Here is a 13190-nt window from a genome sequence, read left to right as displayed (position 1 = left end):
TTTAAGACTCGATTAGAAGATAGTGACGGTTAGCTGTTTGAAAAATTTGATACTTCAGCGTTTCATCAATTTCATCATACACTTTTTCCCCTTTGTAAAAGAGCAAAAGGGTTTTATCATCACAAAACGGCTTAGAAAGTTTTAACAACATTTGGGTATCGGTTACAGCGCGCGAGGTAATAAGATCGTATCGCGTTGAGGGTAACTCTTCAACTTTCATGGCTTTGATATCAACATTATTAAGCCCTAGATCCGCTTTTACGAACTGCAAAAAACTAGCCCGTTTTGCAAGAGGCTCCACTAAGGTGAAATGGGTATCGTCCATTCCCATCGCCAAGATCATTCCCGGGAATCCTGCCCCTGTTCCGATATCCATAACGGTTTTAACGGGGGGTAAAAAAGTGATAGGGGCAATAGCATCGGCAATAAATTCATCGATTTGAGCGGCTGTTTTTGCTCCCGTTAGGTTATGGATTTTATTCCATTTTGCGAGTAATACTTTGTACTGTTCAGCCCGCTCGAAAAAACGTTCATTGACGTTTACTCCGGCATTCTTTAATAGTTGGTGTAATCGGCTCAAAAAATATGCCCCATTTGTTCTTTTTTTACCCTAAGGTATCCTTCATTGTAAGGATTTGAATCGATAATGATCGGAATACGTTCCGTAATTTCGACATTCAACTCTTCAACGATAGAGACTTTTGCCGGATTGTTGGTTAAGAGACGAATTTTTGTGAGCCCGAAATCATTAAAAATTTCACGCACTACGTCATAGGTCCGCTGATCCGGTGCAAAACCCAATTCCACATTCGCTTCGATCGTATTGCGTCCCTGATCTTGGAGTGCATAGGCATTTACTTTGTTAAGCAATCCGATATTGCGCCCCTCTTGGCGATGATAGATGACCATTCCACCTTGATCGGCGATCAGATTCAATGCTTTGTGTAACTGATTGTTACAATCACATTTAATACTTCCCATCGTATCACCTGTAAGGCATTCAGAGTGGATACGTACAAGTGGAGCTTCTTGGAGCTCAAAGTTTTCAGTAAAGATAGCGAGATGCTCTTGAATCCCCTCTTTGTAAACACGGATCTTAAAATGCCCATATTTGCTGGGGAGATTGGCGATGGAAGATTTTTCAAAAGTGGGTGTTGTTGTTTTCATTAGTGCCATTATAATCGTTGTTTCTGAATTCCTAAATAAAAGAGGCGTATTCGTATCCTCTATGGGAACGTAATAGTCCGATATTCCGTAAAAATTGGGGTGTCAGAAGAAATATTATAGGCAGAGAGGGTTTCTCTGCCTATGTTAAAGATTTATTTATGCTTTCCTGTTGGCTTTGGAGCTGTTGTACTGCTGCCCAAAATTTTCTTTGCTTCATTTTCAACCGCTTGCTGGCGCATCATATTGGACAAATAATTTTTAGCCTCTTCAAACGTTGCACGATGTTCCGCTTTCACTTCATCCACAAGAATAACATCCCACATCTCTTTACCTGCAGCCATCTTGACAAGATTCCCAGCCTCTTTACCTTTTAGCTCATTGTTGACAACGGGAGGAAGTGCTGCGGAATCAACCCATCCGATTGCACCCCCTTTTTGCTTAGTGTTTTGATCCAAACTTTGTGCTGCTGCCAATGAAGCGAAGAGCTTACTTTGCTCTTCACCTGTTTTTGCTTTTAACTGATTGATGAGATCATCCGCCAATGTCTCTTGTGCAACAACGATATGACGGAGTTTATAGCTTGGTGCTACATTTAAATCTTTTGCTTCACTGTATACTTTTTGTAACTCTTCGTCGGAAGGTTTAATAGTATCAGCGATCCGTTTTGACCATAAATCAAGAGCGAGTGTTTCGGAAAGACGAATATATTCCGGATCGTTTTTGAGTTTAACAACAAGGGTTTCTGCTAGTTTTATTCGCTGAGTGTATTCAGTCGATATTTTTTGCTGAACGTCCTGTGGAGCTTTATCAAAATCGATTTGCAACGCTTGTGCAGCAAATTGTTTAATCTCATCCGGTGCGATTGGATGGGCTTGAAGAGACGAAGTAATACATAATGCGGTTATGACGGAACCGATAAAGCGTTTTGTCATGGTAATTTTCCTTGGTTTGTTTTTATTTTCTATGGCAGTTAGTTTATCGAAATTTGGTAACAATGTGTGATTCCATATTTTACGAATCAACTTTTAGAGGGTGAAGCTGCTTTTGCCTAAAGGAAGTAATCCTTTTAAATCAATAATTATCCCATTTTCTTGTAGTAACAATTTCTGAATCTCAAGGGTTTTGTAGAGAGTATGGGCAACCGTTATGATAACGGCATCATATCGTTTCGGTTTCAAATCAGCCATTGGAATAGTTCGAATCTCATACACTCGATAAACTTCTTGTTGATCAGCGATCGGGTCGCAAAGGTCTATTGTATTAACTGCCGCTTTTAAGGCAGAAAAAATGCGGGCACTTTGGGAATTTCGGATATCAGGACAGTTTTCTTTGAAGGTAATCCCTAGCATGAGTATGTTGGCATCTGATGGTTTAATGCTGTGTTGTCGGAGTAATTCAAGGGTAGAATCGACTACATAATGAGACATGGCATTATTGGTTTTTCGTGCAAGCGCAATCAGAGGAAGAGGAATGTTTTGTTTCTCTCCGTTGTAAAGCATGTAATAGGGGTCTACACCGATGCAATGACCGCCCACAAGACCCGGACGGTAGGGTTGAAAATTCCATTTAGTTGATGCGGCATTAATCACATCGTTAGTGTTTATTCCAAGTACTTTAAAAAGGGGACTTAACTCGTTCATGAGTGCGATGTTGACATCTCGTTGGATATTCTCGATCAATTTGGATGCTTCGGCAACTTTTATAGAGGGGGCAATATGTAACCCAGCATGGATGATCTTTCCATACATCTCTTTCATCTGTTCTGTGATAGGAGGGGTAGAACCAGCAATAATTTTGACAACGGTATGAATGGTTCGTTCCGTATCGGAAGGGTTAATCCTCTCAGGACTAAAACCGCAAAAAAAATCTTTATTAAATTTCAAACCGCTCTTTTGTTCGAGCAATGGAGCGCAAAATTCTTCCGTGCATCCGATAAAAACGGTGCTTTCATAAATGACGATATCGTCTTTTTTGAGAACTGATGCAATACTTTTGGTTGCATCCTCTACAGGAGAAAGATCAGGGGTATAGTCATCATAAATCGGAGTAGGAACGGTAACAATATAGACGGTTGCATCAGACGTATTTGAAATATCCGAAGTAAAGATTATTGGATGCCTTCTGAGTTCATCGCTACTAAATGCTTGCGTACGATCTATCCCTTTTGAAAGTTCTTCTGCATGAGCTTTGGTTTTTGTCAAAACAATTACAGAAAAATATTCAGCAAAGGCTACTGCTAAGGGGAGGCCAACATATCCGCCTCCGATGATACATATTTTTTTGGACATACTAACCTCTTAAAAACGACGTGTGACATAAAGGGAAAAATTATTTCCCCGATACGACTGATCTGTGAACCGTGAATTATAATCGAGGGATACACTTGCTTTGAGCATCCAGTCCTGATAAAAACCGAATGTTCCCTCAACCGTTGCCCCTCCACCAGGTTTGGATCTGTTCACATAGCTGTCATAAATGGTTCCGACTGAAACGACTAATCCAACACCGTCATTTTGATTCTTTTTCCAATATAGATATCCCGTTCCATAATAACCTTGGATCAGTTCAGGTGCATAATATCCATGATCGGTGAATTGTTTGTCATAGCCATAAAAACGGGCACTTGGCCCGATATCTAAATTCCAGTATTGTGTTCGTGCAATCAGCCATTTCGGGGACAAATCAATTTCCCATCGTTTATTACTGTCCGAAAGCCAATCATATTTGCTAAAAATATCAACGGCGATTTTCATGGTTGGTTCCCAATGCAATTCCATTTTTACATTGTTATCTTTGATATCACGACTGATGCTACGCGGTGAAATAACAAAATAATCATGTCCGTATGATACATTCATTGAAAATGCATTGACCGGAGACCATAAAGTACCGACCGTATAAATAACATCACTTGATGTTTCTGTTTTTGCCCCTCCGAGTGCCCCGTTGAATGCTAGACGTGGTGAAAATCGATGGTTAATACCTACTGTGGCACTGCTGTAACGGGCATTTTCTTTTCCATTGTCTTGTTGGTAGCCACTGATGGTTTTGGCCTGTAAATCATCTACACGAATTTGCGCATTCAATCTTGTTATCGGAGTGAGGACATACTCTCCGTTTACTCTTCCCGAGAGATCGTTTACGTGATATGAATCGTCATAATATTGAAAACCTGCCGTAACCGAAGAACGATTTTTTGTGGTAATAAATTTACGGAGAAAGTCATTTTGAAGGGTTGCATCCGGACGAGATGCTTCCACTTTATTAAGATTTTCGACGGCTTCTATCGGTTGTAAATTTTTATCCAGAGCTACGGTTTTAGTATAGTTGGCATTATAATCATTAGGATGGCTTTTCAATGTGGAATCAAGGATGGGGAAAGCGTATTGTTGACGATTTCCCCAACTTAATGCCTGAGCTTTTATTTCCAAAGAGGGGTCGTCGATTCCAAATTTTTCTTTATACCACTCTAACTGTTCCAGTGCGGCTGCATAATGCCCCAGCCAAATTTGAAGTTGGATATATTCCAACCATACCTCTTTTTGATCGGGATGACGGTGGAGATACATTGCATATTTTGTAACTGAATCATTCAGTCTGTTATCCGCTACATACGTACGGGCAAGAGTCAGAAGATTTTCATCTATTGATTCGAGGGCATGTAATTTAGTTGCAGCTTCTGCCGCAATCGAAGCATTATTCAAAACACCGGCAAGTTGAAGTTGTGTTTTCAGATAACGTACGGTATTCGGAGAAAGCCTAACCGCTTCATTAATAGAAATAAGAGCTTCACTCTCTTTTCGAGAACTGAGAAGAAATTTTGCTTTTTCATATCTTTTTTCAGCTTCATTAGGCTCAATTTTATATATGAATCCATCATTTGGGCGAGAGGGGTCACTTATTACTGAAATCCCTTTACTTTGCGGATCAATTGAAGATTTTGGTCCATATATCATAATTCTGGGAATCTCAAACATATTAGTGGTTTTTAATTGTACTATCCCTCCTGTTGAAGCAACTGCTGTTGTATACCCCAAAGAAGATAGATCATTATGAATATCCGTTCCCCCAATACCATAACCGTATGGATAAGAGAATGAGGTAACATTAAGTTGAGTATTGGCCAATATTGCAAGTTTTGAGTATAAGAGTTCATGAAAGCGTGCGGATGCATTAATCTCATTCATATCCGTATGTGCTCTTGAATGGCTCCCGATACCCCAGCCAGCATCGCTCATCTCTTTTATTTCCGGCCATGTAAGATAATCGGTAAACGAATTTTCACCATTCTCTCCAAGTTTGGCTGTAGTGCTGCTTTTTCTTTCTGCATCATTGTTTCCAATAGAGTCAGTCACAACGTAAATTTCAGCATTCAAGCCTTTTTTCTTGAGAATTGGAAATGCTTGTGTGTAAAGATTTCGGCATCCGTCGTCAAAAGTAATAGCAACCGGTTTTTCAGGGAGAGGCTTTCCTTCTTTTATTGCTTTTCCGATAGTATCCATCGTAATAGAGTGATATCCATTTTTTACCAATTCATCCATCTGAGACTCAAATTCAGAGGTAGAAACCCAATACATATTGGGAGCAGTTTTATCAAGACAATGGTACTCGAGTATCGGAATGGCTATATCAGGGATAGTGGTTGAAGATGTCGGTTGAATCGGAGATTTTGGAGTAAAACGATTATAGGCTTTTTTCAGTGTCTCATTCGAACCGGCTAAATCACCCCGCATAACTTGCATATTTGCTAGGAGAAGCCAAATTTTTAAATTATCAGGATTATAGTCGAGATATTTTTGGTAATAATTGATTGCTTCGACATCTTTTCGTGCCCATTCTGAAGATTGAGAAAGTAAAAAAAGAAGATCTTCATTGGTTGGATCAAGGGCAAGTGCTTTTTTAAAACTTTCGGTGGCAATATCTGATTTCTTGCACCAGTTAGCGACTTTTGCATGAGCTACCAAATAGGTAATATTTTTTGGTTCGAGTACAATTGTTTTATCGCGTGCAGCAAGAGCTAGTTCCGGCTGATTTAAGACGGCATAGATCGAAGCTAGCTTATCATACAAATCAGCCTGCTTTGGATTAATAGCAATAGCTCGATTGAGTACATCGGCTGCTTTGTCAAATTGTTTTTCTTTCGCATAAATATTGGAAAGACGTACATATAAATCGGTTCGTGTCGGCTCTTTTTGAAGAACATTTTCATACATAGTTGCCGCTTCATTCCACTTTCCAGCCATTTCTGCTTTTAACCCATCTTGCGGAATTTCTGCCGCAATAGCAAGGACTCCTGTAAGTACTAATCCAGCAATGTATCTCATTTTCTCCATCCTTTATTGCGGGTTATCCAAATATCGATTGCGAAACGGCTCATCGTATACAAATCAAACATAATACTTGCATACCGCATTGGTGTTGCAACAATTCCTTTGAAAAAATAATTTAAACGCTCCCCTTTATTGCTTACAGCCGTTAAAAGGGTGACTGATATTACTGTTTCAACTGCCATTGTCAATCCTAGCGCCCACCACATATGAAGAATGATCATGACCAACAGTGTTGCTGGAAAAAATGTTTTTTCAATAAGAGAGACAAAAATAACCCATCCCATAGGCCGACCATACTGTATTGTCACATTATCTCCGAATGGTTGACGATACGGTTCTTGTATTTTACGTAAATGACGGATTTCTTCTCCCTGTTCTTTTTCCATTTTGCGATGGTGAAGATAGTTTCTGAAAGATTTAAGGGGACTGCGCACCAACTCATCAAAGTAGTAGCAACTTTGAAAAAAGGAGGAAGACCACATGTAGATTTGAGCAGGAAGCTTTTCGGCTTCAGGTTCTTGAGAGCGTGCATAAATATCCGTTAGCTGAATATTACGATAGCCATGTTTGAGTAGGGCAAAACCAATAAAAATATCTTCGGAATTGGTTAAATCATCTCCTAGTATAGGTTCATACTGATCAAAGAGATCACGGATATATTTTTGACGATAAGCGACTGCACAACCAACCGGATTGGTGACAGAGCCAAAAAAGATCATTTGTCCGTGATAAACAAATTTTTGTAAAAAGATATACAGTGAATCGCGATATACATTGCTAAGTTTACGCATAAGAATATGAAAAAAGTCCTGTTTTTGTAGTAAATCAGCGTCTGGAAAATGGTGTAAAAAAGATTGAATCATAGGGGTCTGTATCATCATCTTACGATCACTGTCACGCAAAGGAACAACTGTTCCGCATGCACTGGCAATGCCGACTGCCTGATACAGCTCCTGAACCGTCCTCTCAATATAATTGATCGATTCTAAATAGGTGTCCCCATCAAGGATAAATTCGACATCGGCTTCAAACTCTCTGGATTGTCGTTTAATGGTGGGTGTTTTACCGATGGAGTGCTCTCTTTGAATAATGGTTACTTCCATGTTGTTGGCAGCACAAAACTCTTGAGTATAGAGTACGGTTTTATCATGGCTACCGTCATCAATGAGAATAATCCGTTGCGGTTTAAGGGTTTGATTGGCAAGCGAAGCAAGACATAAGGGGATATTTTTTTCTTCATTAAAGGCGGGAATAATTACGTTAACGGTTGCCTCTTTCCAATCTTCCGATGGAGTAGGTACGGTTTTATCAGGACCGTGAAACATACCCACAATACTCAATATGAGATTCGGGCTAAGGACGAAATAGGGGGTTGCGGCCATTTAGTACTCCTTTTTAGCGTGTTGACGTTGAATTAAATCGATAATACTCTTTTCAAGACTCCATTGCGGTAGATAATGGGTAAACTTTATAAGTTTCTCAAGATTTGGTTTTCGATGAAATATTTCGTCAAAATCTTTTCCGTATGCATCATCATACGATATATATTCGATAGAAGAAGCACTGTTTGATTCATTTTTAATGATATTGGCTAATTGCTCTATACTAATTTCCCGTCTGGTACCGACATTGATTACTTCTGCACGGCTTTGCGGATTATTGGCCAACATATCTAAATAGATTACGGCATCTCTGACATCCAAAAATGAACGTTTTTGGGTTCCGTCTCCAAAAACAGTGATCGGTTCCTCTCGAACGGCTTGCCGAACAAATCGGGGAACTACCATACCGTATTTGCCTGTCTGATTGGGGCCTATAACATTGAAGAAACGGATAACGGTCACATCCATATTGTACTGCCGAGCATATGAGAGGGCAAAAGCTTCATCTGCCAATTTACTGATAGAATAATTCCACCGACTGTTATGCCCAGGGCTGATAAGAAGTTCCATGTCTTCACTTAGCAGTTCATCTTCGGAGCGGTTACCGTACACTTCCGAGCTTGAAGCAATGATAAGTTTTGTATTCCAGTGACTGGTATGAAGAGCCCGTAAAATACGTTCACATCCGGCGATATTGGTTGCTAAAACAGAAATAGGTTCTTTTAATACTCTGAAGACACCGACCACAGCAGCCATATGATAAATTCGGTCTGCCCAATTAACCGCTTTTTCCAATTCATTCCATACAAGAATATCGGCTTCATCGAAGATAAAATCGGGATGCTCCATATAAGGGGCAATATTTTCTATACGGCCGGTTGATAAGTTATCAACGACATGGACTTTATCCCCTTTTTCCAGATGATAAGTGACCAGATTGGATCCGATAAATCCTGCTCCTCCGGTTATAAGTACATGCATGGGGTACCACCTTCTACGAATATTTGGCTTCTCTTTTATACCTATCCTAACTCTGTTAAGATTAAAAAAGACTTTAGTAGGTGGTATCGTATGTGAATGAGCAGATGTAATAATGAGTAGTGCTTCTTCAGTGTCGTCGGAGCTTCAATACGAAGCTCATAAGGCGTGCTAAAAAAAATTCAAGCAGAAAGATTGGTGGTTGATCCAGTTGTTGTCGTTGAATTGCCATAAGCAGCTAATATCTTACTTAACAAATTTTTCTGCATCTGACTGAGTGATAATGCGGAATCTGAAGGTGTAGCAGATGGGCTGGTTTGTGTTGCAGCAGTATCGGCTGCCGGTTTGTGATGATGTTGTTTATGAGTTTGAGCACTGGCTTGTTTGAGTGCATTCAAAAACTCATCCGAGCTGATTTGACCGTCACCGTTTTGATCTGCTTTACTAAAAGCAGTATCTACTTTAGTAGTGTCCGCCGTATTATTGGAGAGTGCTTGAGCCGCTTGAGAAAATTCGGTTTTATCGATAGTACCGCTGTTATTGGTATCGAGTGCAGACATAAGTTGTTGAGCTATTGCATCGAAACTTTGGGCACTGTTGTCTGTCCATGTACCGCTGGCACCGCTTTGACTCTGTACATTTTTATTGGAATATACCTGAGACACATAAGATGACATGGCAGAATTGCCGCTGATTGTCATTTTGACCTCCTTATCGAAAATGGGTGCGCAAAGCGCACGTGCATACAAGCAAAAAGCGTACCTTTATAGTGATATGAATAATTAAACTAACTGGCGATACAATCTAACCATTATTTTTTTCAATGGAGTCTTATATATGGAGCGTTTCCGCCGCACTCGACTTAACCCGCAATTACGCACAATGGTTCGTGAAACCCAAGTCAACGTTACTGATTTTATCTATCCGCTGTTTGTCAGACCTGGGGAGGGGATCAAAACAGAAGTCTCTTCGATGCCGGGTGTTTATCAGATGAGTTTGGATGAGATCTTAAAGGAGTGTGAACTGCTCCAATCGTTGGGTATTTACTCCATTATCCTTTTTGGAATTCCGGAGGTGAAAGATTCCGTTGGCTCTGATGCCCTATGCGATCACGGGATCATTGCCACCGCAATTCGGGCTATCAAACGTGCCTATCCTAAAATATTTGTCGTGACGGATCTGTGTTTTTGTGAATATACCGATCACGGTCATTGCGGTATTCTGGATCATGTTCATGAAACCGTGGATAATGATTTAACCCTTGGTATTTCGGCACAGCAGGCGTTGGTTCATGCACGTGCCGGTGCTGATATGATCGCTCCATCGGGAATGATGGACGGGATTATTACGACGCTTCGTGACGCCCTCGATGGGGGCGGATATTCGAATCTTCCCATCATGAGTTATTCGACCAAATTTGCCAGTGGCTACTATGGACCGTTTCGGGATGTTGCCGAATCGGTCCCGAGTTTTGGAGACCGTTCAACCTATCAAATGGACCCTGCAAACCGTCGTGAAGCGATTCGAGAGAGCCTTGCAGATGAAGCGCAGGGGGCTGATATTCTGATGGTGAAACCGGCATTGGCTTATCTTGATATTATCCGAGATATCCGTGAAGCTTCTCAATTACCTCTTGCAGTCTACAATGTCAGTGGCGAATACGCGATGCTTAAATTTGCCGGAAATGCCGGTCTGATCGATTATAATCGGGTGATGATGGAAACGATGGTTGCTTTCAAACGAGCCGGTGCTGATATCATCATCAGTTACCATGCTAAAGAAGTAGCCAAACTTTTAAACTAATAAAATAATTTTATGATATGATTGTTTTTTGTATCGAAGGAACACCGTGAGACATTTTTTAACGCTGAAAGATTACACCAAAGAAGAGATATTAGAAATTTTGGCTTTGGGATTAGAGATTAAACATGAGGTTAAAGCCAAAGTGTTTAAGCCAAGATTAGCACATCAAACCTTGGCGATGATTTTTGAAAAAAGTTCGACACGTACCCGTGTCAGCTTTGAAGTCGGAATGTTCCAACTCGGCGGTCATGCCCTGTTTCTCTCCAATCGGGATATCCATTTGGGGCGTGGTGAACCGGTAAAAGATACGGCGCGTGTTATCTCTTCGATGTGCGATATGGTAATGATCCGAACCTATGAGCACTCTAAGCTCGAAGAGTTCGCTTCGCACTCAAAAGTTCCCGTGATTAACGGACTCAGTGACAGTTACCATCCGGTGCAGCTTCTTGCTGATTATATGACAATGATGGAATGCGGTAAAGATATCAATCCGGTTGTTGCCTATGTCGGTGATGGAAATAATATGACCCATTCTTGGCTGATGTTAGCGGCGAAACTTGGATTTGAATTGCGTGTGGCGACCCCAAAAGGGTATGAGTGTGATCCTCTTATTGTTATAGATGCGATGGAGTTGGCCCAAGAGAGCGGGGCTAAAATCACTATTACGAACGATCCGAAAGAAGCGGTTGTCGGCGCGAGTGTTGTGACAACAGATACCTGGATATCGATGGGGCAGGAAGACGAGAAAACACAGCGTATTAATGATTTTAAAGGTTACATCGTAGATGAAGCGTTGATGGCTTTGGCTCGGGAGGATGCTATTTTTCTCCATTGTCTTCCTGCCTACCGTGAAGTAGAAGTGAGTGAAGCGGTACTTGAAGGGAAACAAAGTCTTATATTGGAAGAGGCGGAGAATCGTCTACATGCTCAAAAAGGGTTGATGGTTTGGCTAGATAAACATCGATAAGGAGTGCTAATGCGTTGGTTGTTATGGATTGGATTGGTCAGTTTGGGAGCTTATGCGGCTGAAGTTGTGGCTGTCGGGGACAGATATAAAGATTCCAGTAAGTGTAAAGCGTGCCATAATCATATCGTTGCACAATGGGATACTTCATGGCATGCTAAATCGCATTATGAGAGCGATGAATATTTTCAGAAAACCATTGATTATGTTGTACGCAAAAACCATAAGTCACTCAATGCCGTGAAGGTTGAGTGTGCTACTTGTCATAACCCGCGCATCGCCGTTACTTCTACCAACGCAGACTATGAAGCTATAGCTGCTTTGAAGCTTGACAAAGGGACAGCTGTGGATAAAGCGCTTCACAGTGATACGATTTCCGAAGGAATCAATTGTGTCGTATGCCATAACATCGATCAAATACATGATAATCTACCTGACAATAAACGGGGGATAAACCGGGTTACTTGGATAAAATCCGGTATGATGAGCGGTCCGTATGCAGATGCTAAATCACCGTATCATAAAGTCGAGCCACGTGATTTTATGGATACAAATCCCAATCAGCTTTGTTTTGTGTGCCATGCCAATGACAGTTCAGAAGAAGGACTTCGCTTTATTAACATGCAAGCAGAATTTCAAAATAATGGCAAATTGTGTGTAGATTGTCATATGGGAACACGCAAAGAGGGAGTTGCTGCTACCTTGCCGGATAAAAATGGGCAACAGCATAAACGTTTAATTCGTGAACATGGATTTAAAGGGGCACATACGGAGACAATGTGGCAGGGTGCATTGGATGTTGATGTCCGCAAAAGTACACGCTCTCTGGAAGTGACATTGACAAATCCTCAGCCTCACGCATTACCAAACGGCTTTGGTTCGCGTGAGATTTTGATCGAGGCTTATTACATGGCCGGAGGAAAAGTGATCAAAACGGAAGCCCTTTCTCTTTCTACCCACTATTTGAACAAGCGGGATAAGCCTACCATTCCTCATTTGGCGGCAAAGAGTATGAACAGTGTCTCCATTCCGGCTTTGGGCGCTAAAACCTTTTCATTGCCATTAGTAGCAAGTGCTGATGCTGTGTCAGTGGTTGTTTCTTATCGATTGGTAAATGATGAGGTACGTGAGATGTTGGAATTGAAAGATCCGATTTGGTCGAAAAAAATGATGATTAAAAAGCTAAATTTAAAACTCTAAATAACGCTATTGCTCTCTTCATAAAAGTGTGTGGCCAAAGGGAAAATATATCCCTTTGGCATATATAAATCCTAGTTCATATCGACTTTGATAATTAAGTCATTGCCTTCTTCTACAACAGTAAAATTATGTTTTTTACAAAATGTCTCATTCATCTCTTCTGACCACTCTTTTGCTTCTTGCATTGCATCATCACGATTGTCAAATGTTTTGCAATTTTCTATACCACTGCGCTTGAAACAGCCGCACTCTTTTTCCATTTTTACAGTAAACATAATCGTTGCTCCTGGAGTAAATTTTTGGAAGTATAATCGATAAAGATTAAAAATTTTAGACAAAAATTAGACGAAATGAAACTAAAGGTTA

At 40.7% G+C, this 13190-nt stretch carries 12 protein-coding genes; 3 read left to right on the top strand and 9 right to left on the bottom strand.

Features of this window, described 5'->3' with window-relative positions; all coding sequences use genetic code 11:
• Position 1: 1 nt before the first annotated feature.
• From rsmG to WC407_RS08555, 8 genes are all read right to left on the bottom strand, one after another.
• A complete protein-coding gene (rsmG, locus tag WC407_RS08590) occupies positions 2-580 on the bottom strand; it encodes a 16S rRNA (guanine(527)-N(7))-methyltransferase RsmG (RefSeq protein ID WP_373022210.1) in 579 nt (192 codons plus the stop codon).
• Entirely contained in the window at positions 577-1176 is a 600-nt protein-coding gene (ribA, locus tag WC407_RS08585; RefSeq protein WP_373022209.1) for a GTP cyclohydrolase II, read from the bottom strand. The genes rsmG and ribA overlap by 4 nt, the downstream gene beginning before the upstream one ends.
• Positions 1177-1319: 143 nt before the next feature.
• Entirely contained in the window at positions 1320-2099 is a 780-nt protein-coding gene (locus WC407_RS08580; RefSeq protein ID WP_373022208.1) for a peptidylprolyl isomerase, read from the bottom strand.
• A gap of 93 nt (positions 2100-2192) precedes the next feature.
• Positions 2193-3455, bottom strand: coding sequence for a nucleotide sugar dehydrogenase (locus tag WC407_RS08575; protein ID WP_373022207.1), 1263 nt, complete (start codon positions 3453-3455; stop codon positions 2193-2195).
• A gap of 9 nt (positions 3456-3464) precedes the next feature.
• Positions 3465-6491, bottom strand: coding sequence for a tetratricopeptide repeat protein (locus WC407_RS08570; protein WP_373022206.1), 3027 nt, complete (start codon positions 6489-6491; stop codon positions 3465-3467).
• On the bottom strand, positions 6488-7879 hold the full coding sequence (locus WC407_RS08565; protein ID WP_373022205.1) for a glycosyltransferase: 1392 nt from the start codon (positions 7877-7879) through the stop codon (positions 6488-6490). Before WC407_RS08565 ends, WC407_RS08570 begins: the two co-directional genes overlap by 4 nt.
• Complete coding sequence (locus WC407_RS08560) at positions 7880-8860, bottom strand: NAD-dependent epimerase/dehydratase family protein (protein ID WP_373022204.1); 981 nt, start codon at positions 8858-8860, stop codon at positions 7880-7882. It lies immediately after the preceding gene.
• 179 nt (positions 8861-9039) lie between these two features.
• Positions 9040-9558 (bottom strand): EF-hand domain-containing protein, encoded by a 519-nt coding sequence (locus WC407_RS08555; RefSeq protein ID WP_373022203.1) that lies wholly within the window; start codon positions 9556-9558, stop codon positions 9040-9042.
• A gap of 136 nt (positions 9559-9694) precedes the next feature.
• On the opposite strand from WC407_RS08555, the gene hemB reads away from it, so the two are divergent.
• The 3 genes from hemB to WC407_RS08540 are packed head-to-tail and all read left to right on the top strand — an operon-like array spanning position 9695 to position 12824.
• Entirely contained in the window at positions 9695-10660 is a 966-nt protein-coding gene (hemB, locus tag WC407_RS08550) for a porphobilinogen synthase (RefSeq protein WP_373022201.1), read from the top strand.
• A gap of 46 nt (positions 10661-10706) precedes the next feature.
• Complete coding sequence (argF, locus tag WC407_RS08545) at positions 10707-11627, top strand: ornithine carbamoyltransferase (RefSeq protein WP_373022199.1); 921 nt, start codon at positions 10707-10709, stop codon at positions 11625-11627.
• A gap of 9 nt (positions 11628-11636) precedes the next feature.
• Positions 11637-12824, top strand: coding sequence for a multiheme c-type cytochrome (locus tag WC407_RS08540; protein WP_373022197.1), 1188 nt, complete (start codon positions 11637-11639; stop codon positions 12822-12824).
• Between the two features lie 71 nt (positions 12825-12895).
• On the opposite strand, the gene WC407_RS08535 is transcribed toward WC407_RS08540, so the two are convergent.
• Entirely contained in the window at positions 12896-13099 is a 204-nt protein-coding gene (locus WC407_RS08535) for a hypothetical protein (RefSeq protein WP_373022196.1), read from the bottom strand.
• Between the last annotated feature and the right edge of the window lie 91 nt (positions 13100-13190).

It is taken from the genome of Sulfuricurvum sp. (assembly GCF_041651515.1).
In the GTDB taxonomy this organism is placed as follows: Bacteria; Campylobacterota; Campylobacteria; order Campylobacterales; family Sulfurimonadaceae; genus Sulfuricurvum.
This window is presented reverse-complemented; position numbering and strand designations above follow the sequence as displayed.